Origin of the sequence: Pontibacter sp. Tf4 (genome assembly GCF_014212495.1) — a bacterium.
Lineage (GTDB): Bacteria > Bacteroidota > Bacteroidia > Cytophagales > Hymenobacteraceae > Pontibacter.
The window spans coordinates 273,768-297,034 of the sequence record NZ_JACKZC010000001.1; the positions used below are offsets into that span (position 1 = coordinate 273,768).

General features: G+C 48.0%; 30 protein-coding genes. 18 read left to right on the forward strand and 12 right to left on the reverse strand.

Going from position 1 to position 23,267, the window contains the following annotated elements; all coding sequences use genetic code 11:
* Positions 1–83: 83 nt before the first annotated feature.
* Positions 84–692 (forward strand): TetR/AcrR family transcriptional regulator, encoded by a 609-nt coding sequence (locus tag H7F15_RS01150; protein ID WP_185195111.1) that lies wholly within the window; start codon positions 84–86, stop codon positions 690–692.
* Positions 693–759: 67 nt separating this feature from the next.
* On the opposite strand, the gene H7F15_RS01155 is transcribed toward H7F15_RS01150, so the two are convergent.
* The gene (locus tag H7F15_RS01155; protein ID WP_185195112.1) at positions 760–1,002 is read right to left on the reverse strand and encodes a hypothetical protein; all 243 of its coding nucleotides are present in this window, start codon (positions 1,000–1,002) and stop codon (positions 760–762) included.
* A 2-nt stretch (positions 1,003–1,004) separates the two neighbouring features.
* Positions 1,005–1,325: a thioredoxin domain-containing protein gene (locus tag H7F15_RS01160; RefSeq protein WP_185195113.1), complete on the reverse strand. Its 321-nt coding sequence runs from the start codon at positions 1,323–1,325 to the stop codon at positions 1,005–1,007.
* Between the two features lie 298 nt (positions 1,326–1,623).
* Between H7F15_RS01160 and prfA the strand changes: the two genes are divergently transcribed.
* From prfA to H7F15_RS01175, 3 genes are all read left to right on the forward strand, one after another.
* A complete protein-coding gene (gene prfA, locus H7F15_RS01165; RefSeq protein WP_185195114.1) occupies positions 1,624–2,700 on the forward strand; it encodes a peptide chain release factor 1 in 1,077 nt (358 codons plus the stop codon).
* A gap of 189 nt (positions 2,701–2,889) precedes the next feature.
* Complete coding sequence (locus H7F15_RS01170) at positions 2,890–4,266, forward strand: right-handed parallel beta-helix repeat-containing protein (RefSeq protein WP_185195115.1); 1,377 nt, start codon at positions 2,890–2,892, stop codon at positions 4,264–4,266.
* Positions 4,267–4,515: 249 nt separating this feature from the next.
* A complete protein-coding gene (locus H7F15_RS01175; protein WP_221626955.1) occupies positions 4,516–4,938 on the forward strand; it encodes a secondary thiamine-phosphate synthase enzyme YjbQ in 423 nt (140 codons plus the stop codon).
* A gap of 8 nt (positions 4,939–4,946) precedes the next feature.
* Here H7F15_RS01175 and H7F15_RS01180 read toward each other — a convergent pair whose 3' ends face one another.
* From H7F15_RS01180 to gpmI, 3 genes are all read right to left on the reverse strand, one after another.
* Complete coding sequence (locus tag H7F15_RS01180; protein WP_185195116.1) at positions 4,947–6,458, reverse strand: M43 family zinc metalloprotease; 1,512 nt, start codon at positions 6,456–6,458, stop codon at positions 4,947–4,949.
* A gap of 112 nt (positions 6,459–6,570) precedes the next feature.
* A complete protein-coding gene (locus H7F15_RS01185) occupies positions 6,571–7,143 on the reverse strand; it encodes a hypothetical protein (protein ID WP_185195117.1) in 573 nt (190 codons plus the stop codon).
* Positions 7,144–7,148: 5 nt separating this feature from the next.
* Positions 7,149–8,675, reverse strand: coding sequence for a 2,3-bisphosphoglycerate-independent phosphoglycerate mutase (gene gpmI / locus H7F15_RS01190; protein WP_185195118.1), 1,527 nt, complete (start codon positions 8,673–8,675; stop codon positions 7,149–7,151).
* Positions 8,676–8,889: 214 nt separating this feature from the next.
* Here gpmI and H7F15_RS01195 point away from each other — a divergent pair, with 214 nt between their 5' ends.
* The 7 genes from H7F15_RS01195 (at position 8,890) to H7F15_RS01225 (ending at position 13,386) form a co-directional block, all read left to right on the forward strand.
* Complete coding sequence (locus tag H7F15_RS01195; RefSeq protein ID WP_185195119.1) at positions 8,890–9,291, forward strand: DUF4783 domain-containing protein; 402 nt, start codon at positions 8,890–8,892, stop codon at positions 9,289–9,291.
* Positions 9,292–9,354: 63 nt separating this feature from the next.
* Complete coding sequence (gene nadC / locus H7F15_RS01200; protein ID WP_185195120.1) at positions 9,355–10,218, forward strand: carboxylating nicotinate-nucleotide diphosphorylase; 864 nt, start codon at positions 9,355–9,357, stop codon at positions 10,216–10,218.
* Between the two features lie 76 nt (positions 10,219–10,294).
* Complete coding sequence (locus tag H7F15_RS01205) at positions 10,295–10,879, forward strand: hypothetical protein (protein WP_185195121.1); 585 nt, start codon at positions 10,295–10,297, stop codon at positions 10,877–10,879.
* A 110-nt stretch (positions 10,880–10,989) separates the two neighbouring features.
* A complete protein-coding gene (locus H7F15_RS01210) occupies positions 10,990–11,313 on the forward strand; it encodes a hypothetical protein (protein ID WP_185195122.1) in 324 nt (107 codons plus the stop codon).
* Positions 11,314–11,488: 175 nt separating this feature from the next.
* Entirely contained in the window at positions 11,489–12,226 is a 738-nt protein-coding gene (locus tag H7F15_RS01215) for a cyclopropane-fatty-acyl-phospholipid synthase family protein (RefSeq protein ID WP_185195123.1), read from the forward strand.
* An 8-nt stretch (positions 12,227–12,234) separates the two neighbouring features.
* Positions 12,235–12,987 (forward strand): ZIP family metal transporter, encoded by a 753-nt coding sequence (locus H7F15_RS01220; protein ID WP_185195124.1) that lies wholly within the window; start codon positions 12,235–12,237, stop codon positions 12,985–12,987.
* 66 nt (positions 12,988–13,053) lie between these two features.
* Positions 13,054–13,386, forward strand: a complete 333-nt coding sequence (locus H7F15_RS01225; protein WP_185195125.1) for a DUF962 domain-containing protein — start codon at positions 13,054–13,056, stop codon at positions 13,384–13,386.
* 5 nt (positions 13,387–13,391) lie between these two features.
* Here the strand turns inward: H7F15_RS01225 and H7F15_RS01230 are convergent, their stop codons facing one another.
* The 6 genes from H7F15_RS01230 to H7F15_RS01255 form a co-directional block, all read right to left on the reverse strand.
* A complete protein-coding gene (locus H7F15_RS01230) occupies positions 13,392–13,751 on the reverse strand; it encodes a hypothetical protein (RefSeq protein ID WP_185195126.1) in 360 nt (119 codons plus the stop codon).
* Positions 13,752–13,869: 118 nt separating this feature from the next.
* Complete coding sequence (locus tag H7F15_RS01235) at positions 13,870–14,289, reverse strand: septal ring lytic transglycosylase RlpA family protein (protein ID WP_185195127.1); 420 nt, start codon at positions 14,287–14,289, stop codon at positions 13,870–13,872.
* A gap of 11 nt (positions 14,290–14,300) precedes the next feature.
* Entirely contained in the window at positions 14,301–15,014 is a 714-nt protein-coding gene (locus H7F15_RS01240; protein WP_185195128.1) for an alpha/beta fold hydrolase, read from the reverse strand.
* Positions 15,015–15,047: 33 nt separating this feature from the next.
* The gene (locus H7F15_RS01245; RefSeq protein ID WP_255481023.1) at positions 15,048–15,770 is read right to left on the reverse strand and encodes a hypothetical protein; all 723 of its coding nucleotides are present in this window, start codon (positions 15,768–15,770) and stop codon (positions 15,048–15,050) included.
* Positions 15,771–15,819: 49 nt separating this feature from the next.
* Complete coding sequence (locus tag H7F15_RS01250) at positions 15,820–16,131, reverse strand: hypothetical protein (RefSeq protein ID WP_185195129.1); 312 nt, start codon at positions 16,129–16,131, stop codon at positions 15,820–15,822.
* The gene (locus tag H7F15_RS01255; RefSeq protein ID WP_185195130.1) at positions 16,131–16,559 is read right to left on the reverse strand and encodes a GNAT family N-acetyltransferase; all 429 of its coding nucleotides are present in this window, start codon (positions 16,557–16,559) and stop codon (positions 16,131–16,133) included. The genes H7F15_RS01250 and H7F15_RS01255 overlap by 1 nt, the downstream gene beginning before the upstream one ends.
* Before the next feature lie 264 nt (positions 16,560–16,823).
* Between H7F15_RS01255 and H7F15_RS19385 the strand changes: the two genes are divergently transcribed.
* The 4 genes from H7F15_RS19385 to H7F15_RS01275 all read left to right on the forward strand — a co-directional run bounded on the left by H7F15_RS19385 (position 16,824) and on the right by H7F15_RS01275 (position 19,145).
* Entirely contained in the window at positions 16,824–16,961 is a 138-nt protein-coding gene (locus tag H7F15_RS19385; protein ID WP_255481024.1) for a hypothetical protein, read from the forward strand.
* A gap of 184 nt (positions 16,962–17,145) precedes the next feature.
* Positions 17,146–18,513: a serine hydrolase gene (locus H7F15_RS01265; RefSeq protein ID WP_185195132.1), complete on the forward strand. Its 1,368-nt coding sequence runs from the start codon at positions 17,146–17,148 to the stop codon at positions 18,511–18,513.
* An 87-nt stretch (positions 18,514–18,600) separates the two neighbouring features.
* Entirely contained in the window at positions 18,601–18,780 is a 180-nt protein-coding gene (locus H7F15_RS01270) for a hypothetical protein (RefSeq protein WP_185195133.1), read from the forward strand.
* 95 nt (positions 18,781–18,875) lie between these two features.
* Positions 18,876–19,145 (forward strand): hypothetical protein, encoded by a 270-nt coding sequence (locus H7F15_RS01275; RefSeq protein ID WP_185195134.1) that lies wholly within the window; start codon positions 18,876–18,878, stop codon positions 19,143–19,145.
* Between the two features lie 58 nt (positions 19,146–19,203).
* On the opposite strand, the gene H7F15_RS01280 is transcribed toward H7F15_RS01275, so the two are convergent.
* The gene (locus tag H7F15_RS01280; protein WP_185195135.1) at positions 19,204–19,590 is read right to left on the reverse strand and encodes an Hsp20/alpha crystallin family protein; all 387 of its coding nucleotides are present in this window, start codon (positions 19,588–19,590) and stop codon (positions 19,204–19,206) included.
* A 554-nt stretch (positions 19,591–20,144) separates the two neighbouring features.
* Between H7F15_RS01280 and H7F15_RS19605 the strand changes: the two genes are divergently transcribed.
* The 3 genes from H7F15_RS19605 to H7F15_RS01295 all read left to right on the forward strand — a co-directional run bounded on the left by H7F15_RS19605 (position 20,145) and on the right by H7F15_RS01295 (position 23,251).
* Positions 20,145–21,809, forward strand: a complete 1,665-nt coding sequence (locus tag H7F15_RS19605; protein ID WP_185195136.1) for a T9SS type A sorting domain-containing protein — start codon at positions 20,145–20,147, stop codon at positions 21,807–21,809.
* Positions 21,810–22,051: 242 nt separating this feature from the next.
* Entirely contained in the window at positions 22,052–22,474 is a 423-nt protein-coding gene (locus H7F15_RS01290; RefSeq protein ID WP_185195137.1) for an STAS/SEC14 domain-containing protein, read from the forward strand.
* Between the two features lie 135 nt (positions 22,475–22,609).
* Positions 22,610–23,251 (forward strand): OmpA family protein, encoded by a 642-nt coding sequence (locus tag H7F15_RS01295; protein ID WP_185195138.1) that lies wholly within the window; start codon positions 22,610–22,612, stop codon positions 23,249–23,251.
* The last annotated feature ends 16 nt before the right edge of the window (positions 23,252–23,267 follow it).

Sequence of the window (23,267 nt, forward strand, 5' to 3'; positions counted from 1 at the left end):
CAGTGCAAACGTATTATCAATTGGCACTTACTTTGATAAAGTACTGTCTGTGATATAAAGCGTGTTCTGGATAAAATTAGTAGATGACATTTTTAGAAACCATACTGGAGGAGTTGCTGCAGCTGTTTAAGCGCGAAGGGATAGAAGCAAACTCAGATACAGATATTATCCGGAAACTGGATATACGGCAGTCCACATTTAAGGAGCTGTTTGCCAACCGGCAGGACATGGTACTGCAGGTAACCCGCTATGATTTGGAACAGCAGCAGCACCAGCAGACCATTATGCTCCAGAAAGCTTCGAATCCTGTTGAGGAGATCATGATGATACTGCAGGATGGGATCAGGAGGATTCGTGAGATAAACCCCGTTTATATTGCAGATATGCAGCTGTACCCCGAAGCCTGGCAAGTTAGCATGAACTACATAAGCGAAAATAACCAGCAGGTAAACGCCGAAATACTGAACCGTGGTGTGGTGCAAGGCTATTTCCGGAAGGACATAAACCTGCAACTGGTTACCAAAATTATTCTGGAGCAGTTCTTTATGATGGTGAACCCTGTTGTTTTCCCGCCTAACAAATACGACCTGGCCGAAGTGTTCCGGAGCATTTACCTGTACTACGTGCGCGGCATCTGTACCGACAAAGGTGGCAGGCTGGCTGAAGAATTTTTTGCGAATAATAATATCTAAAACAAAGGCCCGGGCACTTACGTCCGGGCCTTTGTTTTATAAGGTACTTATAGTTTAAACTATAGTTTTAGCTGATAGAAACGCGTACTTTCTGGGTATAGGCACGCAGTGCTGTTTTAAAATCAGTACCGTTATCGTTCATTTCGTTCAGGATCCAGACAGCGGCAAGTACGTGTGTCAGTTGCTCGCCTTCGTCGTCTCCTTCTACTTCTATATTCAGGGGCTGTTCCTCAACTATAGCTGCTTCGGCAGCCATCAGTTCGTCCAGCTTATAGTTTTCTACCAGTTTTTTTATGGCGGGTATCTTCATAATTAAGCATCTAATTTATGGATCAGTTCACGAACGGCTTCTTCTTTGCTGGCAGCTACAGAGTCTACCAGCTGTCCGTTCTTAAAAATAGCGAAGAAAGGTAGGTTCGTTACGCTGGCCAGTTTGCGGGCTTCCGGGCTTGTTTCGGCGTTCACATCTACAAAAGCTACGTTCGCAAAAGCTTCGTCGTCAGACATACGCTTGAATTTCGGAGAAAATAAACGGCAGCTGCCACACCAGTCAGCATAGTATTTCACTACCACCTTCTGGTTCGAGTTAAGTACCTGTGTAAAATCGTTGTCAGTTGCTACTATTACAGCCATATCATTATTGTTAGTGATGTACAGATTTAGTTTTGTCTCTTGTAATAACTACTGTCAAAAGTAAATGTTTCAGCCGACAATAGGGCAATAGAAGCTATAGATTTAATTTATTCGTTTATAGGTTTTGTTTATAATGTTGGCTGCAATTTTGCGCTGCGCCCACTGAAACTATAGTTACAGCTTTAAAGTTATAGCTTAGAACAGATTACGGCTTATAATTATACCGGAGCGGCAAAAAGGAATACTAAAATCTACATGCCAATTTTGTATCTTTGCAGCCTAAAACCAGAAAAGCACGATGTTAGATAAGTTAGAAGCCATTAATCAGCGTTTTGAAGAAGTAAGCCAGTTGCTTATTCAGCCGGATGTGGCCAGCGACATGAAGAAGTTCAAGGCGCTGAATAAAGAGTATAAGGATCTGGATAAGATCGTAGTTGAATATAAAAAGTATAAGAACATCCTGAGCAACATCGACAACGCCAAGCAGGTGATTGCGACAGAGAAAGATGAAGACTTCCGCCAGATGGCAAAAGAAGAGCTGGATGAGTTACTACCTCAGCGCGATGCCATGGAAGAAACCCTGAAAGAGCTGCTGATCCCGAAAGACCCGAACGACAGCAAGGACATTATCATGGAAATTCGTGCCGGAGCTGGTGGCGACGAGGCTTCTATTTTTGCCGGCGACCTGTACCGCATGTACAGCCGTTTCGCGGAAAAGCAGGGCTGGCGCATGGAACTGATGGATGCCACAGAGGGTACTTCAGGCGGTTACAAAGAGATTATAGTTGGTGTATCGGGCGAGGACGTGTATGGTAAACTGAAGTTCGAGTCTGGTGTGCACCGCGTGCAGCGTGTACCAGCGACCGAAACACAGGGCCGTATCCATACCTCGGTAGCATCGGTAGTGGTTTTGCCGGAAGCCGAAGAGTTTGATGTGGAAATAGACATGAACGACGTGCGCAAGGACCTGTTCTGTTCGTCAGGCCCGGGTGGTCAGTCAGTGAACACGACGTACTCAGCTGTTCGTTTAACGCACATCCCAACTGGTATTGTGGCGCAGTGCCAGGACCAGAAATCGCAGCTGAAGAACTTTGACAAAGCATTGGCGGTACTTCGCTCCCGTATTTACGAAGTAGAGCTGGCCAAGAAAAACGAAGCCGAAGGTGCCCAGCGTAAAAGCATGGTAGGCGGCGGCGACCGTTCCGATAAGATCCGTACCTATAACTATCCGCAGGGCCGCGTGACCGACCACCGTATTGGTTACACTGTGTATAACCTGCCTGCCGTAATGGATGGCGGCATCGACGACTTTGTAGAAGAGCTACGTATTGCTGAGAACGCTGAACGACTGAAAGAAGGCGCTACAGCAGAATAATAAAGCACCTGCTTAAATTTATGCAAAGGATGCAGCCGGCGAAACAGCCGTAACTGCATCCTTTTTTGTTGCTTATAGTTTAATTGCTGAGATGTTTACTGGCTAAATAGCTAAATTGCTGAACTGTTGCGTGCATAGCCAGTATAACGATTTCCAACCATCAACAATTTAACAACTAACAATTAATCCTTGAGATACCTGCTCGCCATATTGCCCCTGCTGTGCCTACTATCTATAGTTGGGTGTGAGCCGAAGGATGAAGTGCTGACAACAGACCCGGGCGCCATACTCGAGTTCTCGCAGGATACGGTACTGTTTGATACGGTTTTTGTAACGCAGGGCAGCGTAACCAGGCGACTGAAGGTGTATAACCGCAACAATAAAGCGGTTCGCATCAGCAACATTACCTTGGCCGGTGCCGAGGCATCTCCCTACAACCTGATCATCAACGGCCAGGAAACTATAGTTAAGAACAACCTGGAGTTGCGCGGGCAGGACAGTCTGTACATTCTGGTTAAAGTCAATATCAACCCTTCTGATAAAAACCTGCCTTTCCTGGTAGCGGATTCTATCCTGTTTGATACAAACGGGCAGCGGCAAACTATAAAACTGGTGGCTTACGGGCAAAATGCAGTATTCCACCGCAAAGAAACGATAGGCACTACTACCTGGACAAGCGATCTGCCGCATGTGCTGCTTGACACTGTGTTTCTGCCGCAAGGCGCCACGCTAACTATAGAACCCGGCACAAAAATATTTGCAGGCAGCAAAGGCGTGTTGCTGGTAAACGGTACTTTAAAAGCGAACGGCACACCTGAAAACAGGATCTCATTCAGCGGTTACCGCCGGGAGCCGGAATACCAGAGGGCACCGGGCCAGTGGGAAGGCATCCGAATCCTGACCCAAAGCAGCGACAACAGCATTAAGTATACTGACATACGGAACACAACCTACGGGCTGCGTATTGGTAACCCCGGCAAAAGTGGTACGCTGGTAGAAGGCTGTATCATAGCCCATGCTTTTCTGGATGGTATTATAGCCTTCACGTCGGATGTGCAGGTGGTGAACACGCTGATCTATAACTGCGGGCAATTTGGCTTTGGCGGACTGGGCGGCGGCAACTACGAGGTGCTCTACTCTACTATAGTTAACTATAACAACACATTGCCGCGCCAGAACCCGGCTTTTGTAATAACAGACTACATTCCGGAAACCGAGATAAAAGACAAGCCTACCAGCCTGCGCCTGATCAACTCTATCGTTTACTCCGATGATTATAGTATGGAGGATGAGCTGCTGCTGGATGTGGGTGCCACTGCAACTATAGAAATAGCCAATAACCTGCTGCGCACCGCCCTGTACGCCGATGAGCTGAAAGACACAGACAACATCCTGAACAAGGAGCCGAAATTTAAAGAGCCGGGCAAGTATAACTTCCAGCTCGATACGCTGTCGCCGGCCAGTGGTGCTGCCCGTGTATTGCCAACTATAGGTAAAGACCTGACCGGCAAAACCCGCAGCACTACCAAACCCGACATCGGCGCCTACGAACGCATAATTGATTGAGCTATAGTTAGAAAGTTAGAAAAGTATAAGTTAGAAAGTTTTAACACAGCAATTGTCTGGTTTATAGTTTAACCACACTAATTTCATTAACTCGTAAGACCTTTGTCATTGGTTGTTTTTCTACCACTAATTCAGGTAACCAACTTTATAATTAGTGGTGAAAACACACAGCAAGGTCTTAAACTCTGTAACTACGTAACTATAGCTCACTTTCTAACTTATACTTTTCTAACTTTCTAACTGAAAACTATGATTTGGTCCCAGAAAGAGATACGATTACCTGCTGTAGCGCGGGGTTTCCATTTGATCACTGATCTGATAACGTCGCAGTTGCCGGAGTTGGAAGACATAAAAGTGGGCATGGCGCACATCTTTATTAAACACACCTCGGCCAGCTTGACTATAAACGAGGATGCAGACCCTACCGTAAGGCAGGATTTTGAAAGCCACTTCAATAAAATGGTGCCCGAGAACGCCCCTTATTACCGGCATACCTCCGAAGGCCCCGACGACATGCCGGCACACCTGAAAGCTGCTCTTTTGGGGAGTTCGGTTACCGTGCCCATCACCAATGGTAAATTTAACATGGGCACCTGGCAGGGCATTTACCTGTGCGAGCACCGCAACCATGCCTCTAAACGCTGGCTGGTAGTTACCCTGATGGGCGAATAAACTATAGCTTACCTGATGATGGTGACTTTCCTGGTCTCGGTGCCTTCGGAGCTGGTTACGCGCAGGATATAAACGCCACTTGGTATGCCTGTTGTGCGAAGCTCTGCTGTACGCGTGGTAACTTCCTGCTTAAACATAACCTGTCCCAGTCGGTTTATTAGTTCCACGTGGCGCAGAGTAACTGTAGCCGGTTGCTCGATCATAATGTAGTCTGAGGCCGGAACGGGGTAAACCGTAAGTTGGTTCGGTGTTACCTCTATGTACTGCTCCCGGGTTTCGGTGCTGCTCATCTGGCTGTTGGCTATTGTAAGCGTAACTTTGTATTTGCCGGGCGTGGTGTAGCTTACAGTTGGGTTTTGCTCGGTAGATGTTGCCGGAACGCCACCTTCAAACTCCCACAGCCACGAGGTTGGCCTTACCCCTATCGATTTGTCCTGGAACGTAACAGCGCTGCCCGGCCTCACAAGGGTTTCGGTAGCAGCTTCAAAGCCGGCCACCAGGCCACCGGTACATGCCGGTGACTCCAGTATGTTGCTTCGGGATGAACTGAGCATCGCCTGCATATAGGCTATCTGGCCATTGGTAAACAGGTTCATGCAGGCATCATCGCTATAGTCCATGTAGTTCTCCGACATGTCGCCGTAAGGGCCGTTGTTGCAGCTTATGTTCACAGCAGAAGGGCAGCCGTAGGTTGGTTTGTACTGGTTTGGAGTGTCGGCTATGCCATCAGAGTCGGAGCAGGAAAAATCTGCGTCGCCCCAGATGTGGCGCAGGCCCAGCCAGTGGCCAATTTCGTGTGTGGCAGTACGGCCTTTGTTGTATTCCCAGTTGGTTTTGTTGTAGGGTGCAGCGCCTACCGTTTTGTAGTGCAGTACCACGCCATCGTTCTGTGCTGAGGAGCTACCCGGAAAGGTGGCCCAGCCCAGTATGTCATCTTCGATGTTGCCAACCCAGATATTGAGGTACTGGTTACGGTCCCAGGCGCTGGCTCCGCCATTGTCGGCACGCTTGATACGGTTATTGGATGCACTGAAGCTTTTGGCAGCGGTAAGTGTACGGGTAATGCCATTGGTTGGCAGGCCGTCCGGGCCTGTGGTAGCCAGGCAAAACTCTATACCTGCATCGCCGGCCAGTGCAGCAAAATGACTGGGTGTGTTAATACGGTCCTCGTTGGTTCTCCTGAAATCAGCATTCAGCACAGCCAGTTGCGAAAACAGCTGCTCATCCGGGATGTTCTGTTCCTCTGTGTTATAGATCACATGGAAAACAACCGGAATGGTGATGACACCGGCACGGCGCATGGCTTGCCCCTTTTCGGGATGCCGGCTCAGGTACTGGTTAGCTGCTTCGCGGGCTTTTTGTTGCTGTAGTTTGGTGCCCGGCTCCAGGCGCTCTAATGTTTCCTGGTACAGGTCTGTGGCGCAGGTACGACCGGTTTTATGCGTAGCAGAGGTTGCAGGCTGGCACCATGCCGGCACCGACAACAGCAGGGCAAGGCTTAAAAAAGCTAATAAACGCATAAAACAACGGGTAAAAGTATAGACTATAGTACGCTTACAGGTAAAGTAAGATAAAGTGCAAAATTACAAAAATAAGTTGTTGTAATGCGTTAAGGCTAAGCCTTTTATTTGCTTATAAGTTTACCTGTACACTATAGTGCAGCGAATCGCTGAAGACAAGTTTCTGCACCCCGTTGATGTGGTAGCTCTGCAGGTGTCCGCTCAACGGGTCAGCTTCCAGTACAGCCTTACGGCGCGAGTAAAAAAGCAGGTTCTGGTCCTGCAGGGTGGCTTCCAGGCGCTGCAGCTTGTTTTCGGGGCTCAGGTGCAGGTACAAGCGCTCTATCGGTGCTTCGGCGTCCGGCAGCCGGTTAAAGGTAATGGCCTTGCCACCTTCCGGTAATACTTGCTCCTCCCGGCTATAATATTCCTTCAGGGTAGGTTTGTTGATGTCGGCTTCTTCAAAAACGGCAAGCTCTTCGGCCCACTCTACCCGTTCCAGCTGTATAGTTTCGGCAGGCTCGTTCTCCGTTCTGACCGATTTAAGTACAGCCGGCTGGCGGGTCTGCAGGCGCTGGATTTCCTGCTGCACATACCCTGCAACATCAAAAGTGCCGTCTGCGCTGCTGTTGCGTGGCACCGGCTGCTCGCAGGCAACCAGTGCCACCAACGCTATTGCTATACAGGCTATACTATAGTTTCTCACCAGGTTTAGTGTTTTATCAGCGATGTTCCGGTCATTTCAGGCGGCTGCGGTATGCCCATCAGTTCCAGTATTGTCGGGGCGATATCGCCTAACTTACCTTCGTGCAGCTCGCCTTTAAAGGTATTGCTTACCAATACGCAGGGAACAAGGTTTGTGGTGTGTGCCGTGTTTGGTGTACCGTCTTCGTTTATCATGCAGTCGGCGTTGCCGTGGTCGGCTATCACTATAATGTCATAGTTATTTTCAAGGGCTGTATTTACTACGGCGGCGGCACATTCGTCTACTACTTCGCAGGCTTTTACGGCAGCTTCAAACACGCCGGTGTGGCCTACCATGTCCGGGTTGGCAAAGTTCAGGCACACAAAATCAGCGCTTTTCTGTTGTAGTTCCGGTATCAGCACATCGCGCAGGTCGTAGGCACTCATTTCCGGTTTCAGGTCGTAGGTGGCTACTTTTGGCGATGGGCACAGCAGGCGTTTCTCCCCTTTAAACTCGGTTTCGCGGCCCCCTGAAAAGAAGAACGTTACGTGCGGATATTTTTCGGTTTCGGCTATGCGTATCTGTGTTTTGCCGGCTTTCTCCAGCACCTCGCCCAGCGTATTGTTCAGGTTATCCTTGTCAAATATGGGTGTTACGTTTACAAACGTATCATCATAGTTGGTCATGGTAACGTAGTGCACGTTCAGTTTGTGCATGTTCTGCTCCGGAAAGTCGTGCTGTGTTAAGGCCTGCGTTATTTCGCGCCCGCGGTCCGTTCTGAAGTTGAAGCAAATCACCACATCACCGTCTTTTATAGTTGCTACAGGCTCTCCGTTGCCATCCACCCGAACGATAGGTTTGATGAACTCATCGGTAACGCCATTGTTGTACGACTCCAGTATAGAGCTGATGACGTTGGTAGAAGGAGTGCCATTGCCGTGCACCATCAGGTCATAAGCCAGTTTTACGCGCTCCCAGCGGTTGTCGCGGTCCATGGCATAGTAGCGGCCAATTACCGAAGCTATAGTTCCGGTAGTCTTATCAATGTGCTCGCTCAGGTCGTTCATGTATTTTACGCCGCCTTTCGGGTCGGTGTCGCGGCCATCGGTAAAGGCATGGATAAATACATCCTGTATGCCCTCATCAAAAGCAACTGTGCATAAAGCTTTCAGGTGGTTGATGTGCGAGTGCACGCCCCCATCCGACACCAGGCCGATCAGGTGCACCGGTTTTTTGTTCTCCTTCGCGTACTGGTAAGCATTGGCCAGGGCAGGCATGTTTCTTAGCTTGTGCTCTGCTATCGTTTTGTTTATCAGCACCAGGTCCTGGTACACCACGCGGCCGGCGCCAATGTTCATGTGTCCCACTTCAGAGTTTCCCATCTGTCCGTGCGGTAAGCCCACGGCCTCGCCGGATGCCTGTAAACTGGTATGCGGATATTTATGGATAATAGAATCGTAGAAAGGTGTGCTGGCCTTCTGGATGGCCGAAACTGCTGGGTTAGTGGCTATTCCCCACCCGTCCAGGATCATTAAAAGTACCTGCTTATTCATGCTGCAAATATAGGTATAATCTTGTAATGGCTGCGTGGCTGTGCTTAACTATATAAACTCCTGCGGAGTGGCATAAAGTATAATTTACCCGGGAAACTATAGGCCACGCCGGATTGCGTATATGCTACAAATAATGTTAACTTTAGGGACTGATACCGGGTGCATTAGTTGGCATAGTTTTAGCTTTAAGTGTGGCGGGTTACAAATAATATGTATGAAAAATTTTAAACAGTTTGCAGTAGTATTCTCTTTGGTTGTGGCGGTGGTGTTTATGGCTACAGGGCAGGCAATGGCGCAGGGCGGTGTAATGGAAAACGTGAAAGCCGCAATGAAAGCCGGATCGTCCAAGGACCTGGCCCGTAACTTTAGCGGCACCGTAGAGCTGGCGCTTGATGGCAAAGAGGCTACCGGATACAGCAGCACGCAGGCCGAATTTGTGATGAAGAACTTCTTCAGCAAAAATGCCCCTGTCGACTTTACGTACAGCCACCAGGGCTCGTCTGATAAAGGCCAGCAATACGCCATCGGTACCTATACCTCTAAAGGCGGAACCTACACAGTATTAGTACGAATGAAAGAATCGAAGATACAATCGATGAATTTTATAAAAGATTAAGTATAAAACGCATATTTTTACAAAGGCCCGGGTTTATCCCGAGCCTTTTTTTATTTTTGCACCGTGAAACCGACTTACCTTACCCAGAAAAGTATAAGCGATTTTATCGCGATGGCGCTGGCCGAAGACATTGGCGACGGCGACCACTCTTCGCTGGCTTCTATTCCGGCGGATGCGCAGAACCAGGCGCGCCTGCTGGTAAAAGGAGATGGCATACTGGCGGGCGTAGAGCTGGCCGGTTACATTTTTAACGCCGTGGACCCGGAGCTGCAGGTAGAAGTATTGTTGCAGGATGGGGCCAGTGTAAAATATGGCGATGTAGCCCTGACCGTGAAAGGCAAAGCACAAAGCATACTTACAGCTGAGCGCCTGGTGCTGAACTGCATGCAGCGCATGAGCGGTATTGCCACCTACACGCACCACCTGACAGAGCTGATAAAAGGTACCAACGCCAAACTGCTGGATACCCGCAAAACAACACCAAACTTCCGGATTATGGAGAAATGGGCCGTTGTGATCGGGGGCGGGCACAACCACCGCTTCGGCCTGTTTGATATGATCATCCTGAAAGATAACCACGTGGACTATGCTGGCGGTATTAAAGAAGCTATAGTTGCCACACAGCGTTACCTGCAGGAAAAAGGCAAGGACCTGCGCATAGAAGTAGAGACCCGTAACCTGGACGAAGTAAGACAGGCCCTGGAAACAGGAGGCATCCACCGCATAATGCTGGATAACATGACGCCGGACATGATGCGCGAAGCCGTAGCCATGATTGGTGGCAGGTATGAAACGGAAGCATCCGGCGGAATAACCGAAGCAACTATACGGGCCGTAGCCGAGTGTGGCGTGGATTACATTTCGGTAGGGGCGCTAACCCATTCCATTAAAAGTCTTGACCTGAGCCTGAAGGCTTATAAACTATAGTTTTGGCCGCGCCCTGCAGCCAGAGAACAGAAGCAGTAGAAGCAACGGCAGGGCAACAACTGATTAAACAAGTATAATGCAGCAATTAAACCAAAGATTTCGTGCACCACAGGGGGCAGCTCCGGGCACCATCCGCACAAAGAAATACCAGTTAGATAAAGACCTGTTCACCAAAGTGGCGCTAGGCAAAGTGTGGCGCCGTGAGTGGTGGTATGCGTTAATACCCTTTGCATTGTTCATGCTGCCGGCTGTTTTCAGCTTTTCGTGGTGGTGGGTAGCAGGTGCCGTAATTGTTACGCTTATTTTTGTGGCCCTGCGCTCGGCTCAGATCGTGGGTGTTACACGCGTGGAGCAGGGCAACCCGCTTTTCGAGAAACTGAATTACGAGATAGATTCACGCCAGATTGTGATGAAGCGCAACGAGCGCGAAGGCATGACCATGACCTGGGACATGATCGAAAAAGCAGAGCGCTCTGACGATGCCTTTTTACTGTGGCTGCAGCCGCCAACAAGCGCACAGCTGCCAGGCGGCTGGAAAGGCTGGGTAGCACGTACTTTTCAGGCGCCTGTTTTTATACACATGCCTTATCGTATATTTGTAGGGGCTAATGATGTAAAACTGATGGAAAGCCTGTTGCGCCGCAAAAACCTGCTGGCCTAACGGTGCTATAACCTAAGCTCTCACAGCTGTCGTAAACTATTAAAATATAACAAGTTGGCTGTTTGCCTGTTGGCAAAGCAACTATAGATCAAGTATAAAAACGTACAAAAATGAATAAGAACGTAATAGCAGTATTTGCCGCGGTTTGCGGTTTGTTTATGGCTTCCTGCGATGCGCCAAAGGATTATAGACCAGGCGAAAAAGTGTCTACTGACTATGTAGAGCCGGGAACCCGCAAAACGTTTAACGTATCCGATGCCGGAACTGAAGAAGTAGCTGCTGATGGCACGGTGCAGGAAGAAGTAACACACGAGGAAGTAATGCCAAACCATGATGCAGGCGCAAATACCCTGCAGCCGAAGGATAGCATTAACGAAGCTGCTGAAACAAACACTGCTGCCGGCGCTGTACAGCCAGGCGCTAAAAAGCAATAAGTTTAACAGCTTTAGGCATTAAAAAAGCCTGCCGCTACAAGAGAGCGGCAGGCTTTTTTTAATGATTTAAAACTATCGCTGCTTGTTATAGTACCCTGCCTGTCGTTATCCGTATATCCACGATCAGATATTTTAGGTTATATTTGCACTCAATTTGCTATTAGAATAAACTGCGATGGCCCAACAGGAACAAGAGTGGTTCAGTACCTGGTTCGACTCCCCCTATTACCATATATTATATCAAAACCGAGACGATCAGGAAGCACAGCAGTTTATGGATAAGTTGCTAACCTACCTGCACCCCAAGCCACACGAAAAAGTACTGGACCTGGCTTGCGGCAAAGGCCGTCATTCGGTTTACCTGAACCAGAAAGGCTACGATGTTACCGGCCTGGACCTGTCGGAGCAGAGCATTGCGTATGCAAAACAGTTCGAGAACGAGCGGCTGCATTTTGCCGTGCACGACATGCGCGAAGTCTATCAGCCCGAGTCCTTCGATTTTATTCTTAATCTGTTCACCAGCTTTGGCTATTTCGAGAACGAGACGGAGAACGTGGTAGCCCTTTGCGCGGTAGCCAGTACCTTAAAGCACGGCGGCAAACTGGTGATCGATTTTATGAACACCAACCTGACCATTGCCAACCTGGTAGCTGAAGAAGTGAAGGTGGTGGAGGGCATTGAGTTTCATATACACCGCGGGGTAGAGAATGGCTTTATCGTTAAAACCATACGCTTCTCGGATAAAGGCGAAGACTACTGTTTTGAGGAGCGGGTGAGAGCATTGCGCCTGGAAGATTTTATGGAATACTTTGGAATGGCACAGCTCCGCCTGGCAGAAGTATTCGGCGATTACGACCTGCATTCGTTTAAGCCGGAAAGCAGCGAACGCATGATATTTGTCCTTAAAAAATAAGTGCCCGCATGATTGTAGCTATACTTGTCCTGTTTTTTACGGTAGTACTGTCGGGCTTTCTGGTAAAGCTGTTTCCGCCGGACAATGTGCGGTGGCTTAAAATGGCGCTGGCCTTTAGCGGGGCCTACCTGTTTACCATTACTATAACCCACCTGCTGCCTGATGTGCTGGTCACCAACAAAGAGCCGCATATAGTAGGTTACTGGGTATTGGCCGGTTTCTTTCTGCAGCTTATTCTGGAGCTTTTCTCGCATGGCGTAGAGCACGGCCACATGCACACGCACACGCATAACCACCACACCGATGCTGTTCCGTTTCTGCTGCTGGGCTCTTTATTTGTGCACTCTTTTCTGGAAGGAAGTATTCTGATAGAGCAGGATTACAGGGCGGTGGGGCACATGCATCACCAAGGCAGCTTTTACTCGGTATTGCTGGGCGTGGCGCTGCACCATGTACCGGCAGCTTTTGCCTTAATGTCGGTGTTGCTTTCCAGGCTAAAGAATTTCAGAAAAGCGTTTGCGTGGCTGCTGGTGTTTGCAATAGGCTCGCCGCTGGGTATTTTGGTCAGCAATTCGCTGCTCGCCCACGAGTCGCATGGCGGGATGGTGTACACGGCGCTTACCGGGTTGGTAGCGGGTAATTTTCTGCACATCTCCACCACCATCCTGTTCGAGACAAGCCCTGAGCATAGCTTTAACCGCAACAAGCTTATCGCTACCATGCTCGGCCTGGTGCTGGCCCTGCTCACCGATCTCATATAAACCAGGGCCGACTATAGTTGATACTATAGCTGTTATTCCGTAAGTTAAGGTGTAAAAACTATAGTTATGGCTGATACACCTGACCCCAAGCGCTATACTTCTCTCAAAGAGTTTTATCCGTACTATCTGTCCGAGCATCAGCAAACCACTACGCGGGTGCTGCATTTTATAGGTACAGGCTTACTTATAGTGGTAGCAATAGTAGCTATAGTTACTGGTAAGTATTTGTGGCTGTGGGCAGTGCCCGTTATTGGCTATGGCTTTGCGTGGGTAGGGCATTTCTTTTTCGAGCGCAACAAACCCGCTACGTTCAAATACCCGTTCTATAGTCTGGCATCAGACTTTATGCTTTTCTTTGATATACTTACAGGGAAACAGGGCTTCCGGAGCTGGAAGTAGTAGGATTAAAGTACTGTAGACAGAAGCGTGGCCACCAGGGCTTTTACAGTGCTAAGCAAGGCAGGTGCTACCTCGTTATCTGATTTTTCGTCTTCCGGCGTAAAGGCTTCTTTAAAATAGGCAAGCGGGCTATCCAGCACATCCGCATCCAGTACGGACTTGTCGCGGGTTCTGGCAGCGGCGGGCTTGGTTTTGGATTTGGCAGCAGCAGCTTTGGTGCCATCAGCTTCCAGTGCGGTAGCAGTAGTTACACTCTGGGCTGAACCATTGTTATTGGCAAGCGCAACCGGGCATGGCAACGACAGCAGCATTGCGATTGCTGCTACAGGTAAAGAAAGCCGGAAAAGTTGCCAGAAGTTTTTCACACCCAAATATATGGTAATAATTACGGATTCACAATTAATATATTGTATAATTTAGAGAACGATTGTTTTCTTATTGTTAACGGATAAAATTGCCGGGTAAGTATATGGTAAACGCTATTTATTTTTTTGCTGCCGCTCTTATCACTTTCATTTTTACAGGTGCTACCCCGTCGTCTATCATGCCTACACGTTTTGCTGCCGCTTCTGAAAGGTCAATGATCCTGCCCCTCACAAATGGCCCGCGGTCGGTTATCTTCACTTTTACAGATTTGTTGGTAACGGTATTGGTAACTTTTACTTTGGTGCCAAAAGGCAGCTTTTTGTGCGCAGCCGTTAGTTTGCCTCGGCGATACGGATCACCGTTAGCCATTTTACGCCCCTGAAACTTACGGCCATAGTATGATGCCTTGCCTTCTTCGGTGTAGCCACGCTCCCCGAAGCTGGCTTTACTGCCTGCGCAGGAAAAAAGGCTCAGGCAAAGGGTGATAACGATAAGGGTAGAGAAAAAAGATCTGGACTTAAATAAAACGGAACGCATAACTCGCATAACTATAGAACAGGTATTGATGCCGGAAGGCTGGCAGTAAAAAGGTTTATTTCGTGTTGTAAACGGTCGGTGGCCACTGTTTCGAGTGGATGGCGGGTGGCAGGCAGCACCAGGAGCCTCGCGTTTGGCAACTGACGGTAAGCTGCTGTGGTTTCTTCTATGGTTACCATGTTATCCCGGTCGCCTACGGCTACCTGCACCGGCTGCTGTATGGTGGCAAGCACGTCAGCGGTAAGCACAGGCGCTTTGCCGAGGCCCAGCATCAGGCCGGCGGTCTGGTGCATCACCTCTTCCCAGTTCCGGGGAGCGTGGCGTTCGGCAAGGGTGGCTGCAAACTGCGGTACCTTTTCTTTTATCTTTTCAGGGTTCAGCAGCTTTACTTCTTTGGCAGCAGCCTCTTCAGACCACGCAAATTTGGTAGCCAGTGTAAAAACACTCTTTACCCGGTCAGGATGTCGGGCAGCAAGGTACAGGCCAACGTAGCCGCCCATACTATAGCCGAAAATATGCGCCTGCTGTAGTTGCTGCCGGTCCATGAAATCCAGCACGTTTTGCGCAAACAGCGGTATGCTGAATGGCTCGCTGGCAAAATCGCTGCCGCCATGGCCTGCAAACTCAGGTGTAAATACGGTGTAGCTGGCTGAAAGCGCCTGCTGCAACGGCATTAAGGTAGATGCTGCGCCCAGGGCGCCATGCAGCAATAACAGATTCTCCACGGTTTTTTAAACTATAGCTGTAACGAAACGGGCTTACTGTTTTACCTGGTAATTATAGACCTGCACTGCCTGCATCAGTTTATCTTTCCGGAACAGGTTAAACACCACTTGTCCGCCTAATATACCGGCCCCGGCATACAGTACCGGCGATAATTTTATGTCGCCATCGTAGGTGCGCTGCGAGTTCATGACACCTAAGGCCATAAGCCCGGCTCCGATGATAGTTACCCCTGTGTTTATGTATTTCTCGCGTTTGTAACGCTGTAGCAGAAGCAGGCTTGACGGGTTATCGCCAAGTGCCATTTCCAGGTTCTCGTGGTTATATAAATAAAGCGGACCACCGTCTTTGGAGAAATAGTACACCCGGCGTCGGCTGGTGCGGGGCGGACCATACCCATAACCATACGGCGAGTAAGAATAGCCATCGTAGGTCATGCGCGAAGTGTAGAACTTATCAATGCGTGGTCCTTCCAGTATGCGTTTGGCAAAAGCATCGGAGTGGTTGCCTGGCTCTATGCGGGCAAAATACCCTTCGCTGTTCTGGTAAGCATTTACCATGGCCGGACTATAGCTCAGTGAATCATCCACCAGAAAATAATTAGACTTGAAGAGCGGCGACTTAAGCTGGATCTTGCGGGCTGGTATCACCTCGCCGGTGTGCAGTTTTAAGAAGTAAGGCTGTGTATTCTGCGCCAGCAGCGTTACACTACAGGTAACATACAGCAACAGCAGCAGGCTTAGTTGTTTTCTCATCATGTTTCGGATCATTAACTATAGATTAACGCAGAAGCGCCATTATAGTATTTCAGTTAAAAAGGATAAACAGCATAACCGGCAGGCTTAGCAGGCCCAGGTATACCCAACGCATAAGCTGGCCGCGGTGTTTGCTTGGCACAAAGTTGCTTACTACCATAACGGCAATAAGCAGGCACAACAGGTATAAAAGTATAAAAACAACTGCTTTAACCCAATTGGGCACCACGGTATTCTCTGCCTGGTACTGGTTGGTTTCTCCTATGCCCGAGAGCAGGTAGCTCAGCCCCAGGTACACCACCAGCTCAAATATTACAAAGTAGAGCAGCCACACCCAGAAACCATATCTGCCTTGTTGTTGCATTACAGTGTTTTATAAAAATGATAGCTCTTGATGTGGAAACCCTCGCGGAAGTAGAACCTGTGCGCTGCGTTATTGCTGGTATAAGCATCCAGCATAATGGTCTGGCAACCTTCCTGCAGGGCCAGCGCATGCAGCCAGTCAGATAGGCGCTTGCCCAGTTGCAGTGAGCGGCTGCCGGTATCTACCACAAAGTTATCAATTTCGAGGTACCTGCCGCTGTATAGTTTCGTGTTGATCCAGAAACCAGACAGGCCAAGGCAGGTCTCCCCATCAAAAATACCCACCATGCGGTAGCCGTTTGGCAGCATCTGGCGCAGCAGTTCGGCATAGGCAGTTTCCGGCATCGCAGGGTTCAGTTGTTTTATTAAGTGGTATTGTGCCAGCATCTCATCCGGCAAGGTTATCTCTTTTATAGTTAGCCCGGTCATCGGTTTTTGTTGCAGCTGGCAGTTTTACAGGTTACAGAGTTGCTAATATAAGCATATTTGTATGCTAAGTGCATCATTCTCAATTGTATAAATATTTGCATGAAAGCATGGTATAACTTGGTGATTTTGAAACCATGACCCGGGGGGTAACCGTTTAAAATACCAGAAGATAGTAGGGATATGAGGTTACTGAGAAATATTGAATTAGATAAATATAATTTTTTAGGAAAGAAACGAAAGATCTATAGTATAGGATACGAGGATTTGACAACACTTATCTATTACCAGGACGAGAAGGGAAAGTTCACGCTGGTGGTGGCTAAGGAAGATGATCCACCGCTTATACTGGAGAAAAAGATCTCTCGTGCGGAAGCCTTTCGTTTGATGAATACCCGGCCCTGAAGCCGGGTTTTTTTGTGCCCCTACTTTGCCTTTACCCAACTATAGCGGCTATTCACAAAGAAAATTTATGTAATGGTGTAGATATGTTTATAGTACCTTGTGTTGCATAGTACTGTGTTTTATATTTGTGCTGTCTTCAATTGCAAACTACGGAAGATACCTACACGCACAACAAAATAAAACTATGAAGAAAATCATTTCTACACCTGCTGCCCTGCTCAGAGCATTGGTAGCTTTTACGCTGGTACTGCTGTTGCCCAACGTTACTGCGGCACAACCCTCACAGAATCTGTCGGCTAAACTGGATGAGTACCTGAATGCCCACCTGGCTCAGGGTACGTTCAGTGGTACTGTGGCAGTAACCCAAAACGGCAAAACCATCTATAGCAAAGGCTTCGGCATGGCCGACTACGAAAAAGGTATTCCCAATGGCACGGATGTGAAGTACCGTATCGGCTCTGTCACAAAATCGTTCACGGCTATTCTTATCATGCAGCTGCAGGAGCGGGGCAAGCTAAACGTACAGGATAAACTGAGCAAGTACCTCCCCGATTTCCCGAACAGCGACAAGATTACGTTGCAGCAGCTGCTTACCCACACCGCTGGCTTGCCGGATTACGTGACCATGTGGAAAGATGTAAACACCAAACCAGCTACCAATCAGCAGATAATCGCTTTTTTTAAGGATAACAAGCTGGAGTTTGAGCCTGGCACCAAATGGAAGTACAGCAGCACCGGCTACATATTGCTAGGGCGTGTAATTGAGGTAGTTACTGGCAAGCCTTACGAGAAAGTACTGGCCAGACAAATATTGAAACCGCTGAAAATGCACACAGCCGGGCTGGAGTTTAGCGCCCCGGTGCAAGGCATGGCCAAAGGCTACAACCACGACGGGCTGGAACGTAAGCCTGCCCGGTATATTGATATGAGCTGGTGCCATGCAGCCGGCGGCATGTACGCCACCCCCACCGACCTTGCCAAACTGGATGAAGGCCTGCGCTCAGGCAAACTGCTGAAAGAAGCATCGCTGAAAGAAATGTTTACCCCGGTTATGAAGAACTATGGCTACGGCTGGGTAATAGATTCGGTACACAACACGCTACGCATCAGCCACAGTGGCGCTATAAACGGGTTTAAAGCTAATTTTATACGGTTGCCGCAGCAAAACATAGCCATCACTATTATGAGCAACTATGAGTCGCAGCAGGTAAACGGCCCCATCTCTGCCGACATTACTGCTATCGTTTTAGGGGCGCCTTACGAAGTGCCGGTAGCCCGCCAGGTAGTACTGTTAAGCCCTGAGAAACTGGCAGCTTATGTTGGCGAATACCAGGTGGGTCCCAAAATGGTGTTCACCGTTACTTTAACCGACAACCTGCTGTATGTAAGCGCCGGCCCTGAGAGCTTTCCGATATTCCCGGAGGAGGAAGATAAGTTTTTTGTAAAAGTAGCGCCTGCCCAGGTTACATTTGAGAAAGATGCCGACGGCCGGATAACCAAAATGTACATGCACCACAAAGGTAAAGCCATGCCAGCCACCAGGTTAAATTAATTGTTTAGCTATAGTTTGTTTTAGAGCAGCAGCTCCGGAAGGGGCTGCTGTTTTTGTTTATGCTATAGTTGCTGCGTATATGTGTTCATGAAGTCTGCTGCTACATACTATCGGGTGGCCGTTGGTGGTGCCTTGCTTACTCTGGTGGCACAGGGCTACCTCTGGGTAGCAGTAGACCCGTTTTTGCCTGCTGTACTCTCACCGCTTTATGCCGTCTGGATAATGGTATTTGTAGTAGGCTGGCGCAAAAAACACCCGCGGCGGTAAAAACATGTTTATAAATGATGGTCTGCAGATGGCACTATTTTAGCTTTTATAGGTTTATAGTATAAACCAAAGCCAAAGTAAAGAATAGATTGCCTATGTCTGATCAGGAAATAATGTCGGATGTAAACCATGTACAGCACATGTTTCTGCGTGTAGAGACCAGCGATGCAGACTGCATCCTGAATGTAGCCGGTCACCCGTTCCGGTTGCGCGAACTTATTTATATGATGATCAATAACGGCTGCCGTGTATCGCAAACCACCGCCGATAGTTATAACACTTTCTCCTATGACCAGGAAACCGTAGAGGTGCATGATTACATGACATCCATTATTAAAGCAAAGTTTATAAAGAGCGAACTATAGCTCAGGAGAATTGAAGCGGAAAATAAAAAGGGCTACCCGAAACGGTAGCCCTTCTGTTTTATAGTTGTTTTATCTCGATCTCTTTTGGCCTGATGGCAGCGCTGTGGTAAGGCAACCTTACCTGTAGTTGTCCTTCGTGGTAAACTGCCTCAATTTCGTTAATATTTACCTGTGGCGGAATTACAAACACCCGGTTAAACATCGGTACATGCAGGTCAGGGTTATCATTGCTGTGTAGCAGCGAGAAGATGGTTAGCTGGTTGTTATGCACCATCACCTTAAATGACTCCGGACTTACACTGGCTGCCCACACTTTAATAACAGCTCCCCTGGTGTATTTAGATACTGTAACCTGCGTCTCACTCACCCCACCCGATATAGTATTGAACAGGTTAAGATGCTGCGCTATATTCTTCAGGAATTTCTTGTTATGTATTAAGTTCATGTCGTTCTCCTCTATCGATTACTCACAGGGTATTGTGCAAATCATGTGCCACACCGTTGCCTGCCCGCCTAACTATAAAACCTTGACATTATGGCTCTAAACTATTAAAACGCATTTACAAAGCGTGCCAACCTGACAGTTGCTGAAACAATATAGTGCTATTATGTTAAAGCTGCAACTATAGCCTGCTCTACATTTTTAATGACTCTTTTGCCTACTGTAAAATAGAAGTTAAGCCAGATGTTCAAATTTCCCAAAGACCTATGGTATTTCCCAAATATGGAATAATATAGCGATGGACGAATATTTTTTCGGTCTTACAAAAGATGACAGTTATCACTATTCAAAATTAGGTCTGCTTTATAAAATGCTTTAAATCAGTGCTTTAAATTAAGGGAGATTATAGCCAGTTTAGCGCTAAGTGTGCATAGGCTAAAGAGGCGGCTTATGGCATAGTTATTTCATATATAGCTGCAGTTAATCTGAATATGAAAAAGTTTTTTACTCTCCTCTCCTTAGTTTTATCTCTTACAGTTGCAGCCTCTGCACAGATAGTGCTTTATCAGGAGAATTTCTCTGGTACCGGTTCTGTTGCCGGCGTGTATGCTGCGCCTGCTAATAGCTGGGTGGTTGATAATGCTACTCCAAGCACAGTGGCTACATCCTCTAAAGGTAATTATGCCCGCACCTCTACTACCCTCAGTGGCGAGAAGAACATGTACCTGACTATATCCACCTTAGGGTATAGCAACGCCACTATCATGTGGAACCAGTTCAGAAATCCTCATAACAACAGTAATAGCAGTCAGTTTCAGCTTACAGAGTCTGTAGAACTGCAGTACAGTGTAAACGGAGGCGCTACCAGAACTACATTTTATACATCCAGAAACAACGTGAACAGCACCTGGAATAAGGTAAACAACGGTACTCCTATTGCTTTGCCTGCTGCTGCCATGGGTATGCCTGACGTTAGAATTTACTGGAGAATTGTTTACAACCCACAAAGTAAAGGCGAAGCATACTATGCTATCGATGATGTGATGATCTCAGCTATGCCAGAGACCGGCTTATCTACCTTCGACTGGAGCACACGCCCTTTAGACGAGAACCCGTTCGTAGTATCCGGCCTTACTGCAACAGCACCTTATACTGTAGATGGCGTTACCATGCGTTGGTCTAACTCGCTTAATACAGGCGTAGCTTACGAGATAGCAAAGGTTGATGATAAGAACTTTAAAGCTGGCACAAAATCGCTTACACTGGTGCAGGCAGGAGCCACTGCAACCGCCGGTTCTGTGGTACAGCTCGACCTGAGCCAGCCGGTAGAAGACCTGACCTTCACGATTTTTGACGTGGACATAACTGCGGGCCAGTTTATAGATAAACTGACAGTAGTAGGATATAACAATGGTGTGCAGGTGCCACTTGTAAAAAATAAAGTAAAAACGACCTCTTACAACGAATTGTCGGCAACTACTGCTAACACATTAAACGGCCTGATCTCAAACGACAATACATCTGCTGAAGGTGATGTAACTATAACTTTCCGTAGCGCAGTAACAAAGGTGGTAATACAGTACAACAATGCACTTACCGGAACGCGCAGCAACAATGGCCGTCAGGGTATTTCCATACACAACTTGTCCTGGAGAAAAGAGCAGCCGATCATGGCGCTTCCGGTGGAGTTGCTGGCCTTTAAAGCAGTTAACCGCCAGAGCACAGCCGCCCTTACCTGGGCAACCGCATCCGAGAAAGATAACGACCGCTTTGAGGTAGAGCGCAGCCAGGACGGCAGAAACTTTACTAAAATAGGAGAAGTAGCAGGCAGCGGCACCACCAGTGTTAAACGCAACTATAGCTTTACAGATGCAAAACCTGCTGTCGGAACCAACCACTACCGCCTGCGCCAGGTTGATTTTGATGGAACTGTGACTTACTCTAAAACGGTAGCTGTAGCTTTTGCCGCACCTGCACCAGGCGAGGCCTTAGCCAAAGTGTACCCAACTATGGCCACCAACCAGGTTACTGTAGCCATGTCGCGGGCCGTAGCGTCGGCGGATGTGGTGGTGCTGGATGCTGCCGGTAAAGTGGTAATGCAGTTTGCACAGGTTACCAATGCCGAGCTGGTAGTGCCGGTACAGAACTTAAAAGCAGGTATGTATTTTGTGAATGTAACAAACGGCATTACCCGCGATACTTACCGCTTTGTAAGACAGTAATTATTCTTCAGAAAACTAATCTAAACTATATAGGAAAGCCCTGGTTATATTAGCCAGGGTTTTTTATGCCGGCTTGTAACCTGTGGGTGTTTAGGTAGCGGTTTGCTTAAAGCACATTTTATTTAACATATTAGCCGTATAGTAGGTTATTATATAGCTGGTTTAGCATTGTTGGTAATCTCGCAGCTTTATCTGAATTTAGCACTGTTGGTCAATGCTGCTTTTAAGGTGTTCTATAGTTTATGATCTTAACATATTTCCAGAATGATGTGGTAACCATCACGTACGATGATGAGTTACGGCTTGGGCGTGCTGAGTGGAATGGCTTTATAAGCGGGCAACAGTTCCGGGATGTGGTGCAGAAATGTATAGACCTGATGAACGAATACGAGCCCCTGCGCTGGTTAGGCGATAACCGTAAGCTCAGAGCCCTTCGGCAGGCCGACCAGGATTGGTTTGTAGCGAACGTTATACCTAAAATTGTAGCAAGCTCTTTACGCCGCAATGCAACAGTCGTGTCAGAAGACCTGTTCAACAAAATGGCGGTTGAGCAAATTGTAAAACGTGCCGATAACCTGGGCGATATGGTGGTGAAAGATTTTGAAGACGTGGAAACGGCCATGGCCTGGCTGGCTGAACCTATAGTTGTGCAGGAACAGGCATAGCTCATCTAAAAGCAAACCACTCTCTTTTTCTATAGTTACAGGTATCGCTCTCTGCTGGCTTTTATAGTTTTTTGGGGATGGAATATCCACAGTTTTATCCGTGGCGTACTACTACTATAACTATCCACTTAAACTATGAAAAAGACTTTTTTATACCTGATTTGCGGGTTGTTAGGCGCCATGAGTGCCTGCGATAACATGAGCAAACAAACAGAAGCTGACAAAAATGAAGCATCTGAAGCCACCGCTGATACTGCCGTTGCCTTCGAGAACGAAAACGAACCTGATTCGGCTGCTGATGGCTCTATAGTTGACATTGACGCCAGCGGGGATGCCGACTGGAACAACATTGACATGAATTTGCCTGATGTGGATTGGCCTGAGTTTAAAGGCAGTGACGTAAAGGTGCGTGGCAACGACAAGTATAGCGTGTATGTACTGGAAGAAAGCATCCTGTTTGACACCGACAAAGCTGAGATCAGAAAAGGAGCAGAAGATAACCTGAAAAAGGTCAGTACTTCTATTGCACAACGCAACAAAGATGGCCAGATACGCATTTATGGCTACACAGACGCCCAGGGCGGTGCCGGTTACAACAAAGAACTGGCCCAGAAACGTGCCGAAGCTGTAAAGGACTGGTTACAGAAGAATGGAAACATTGCCGCTGCCCGTATCACAGTTCACTCCGTTGGAGAGGCCAAACCGGCAGCATCTAACGAAACTTCCAAAGGCCGCCAGTTAAACCGCCGTGTAGAGATTGTGGTGCGCAACAGCTAAGCAACTATAAACTATA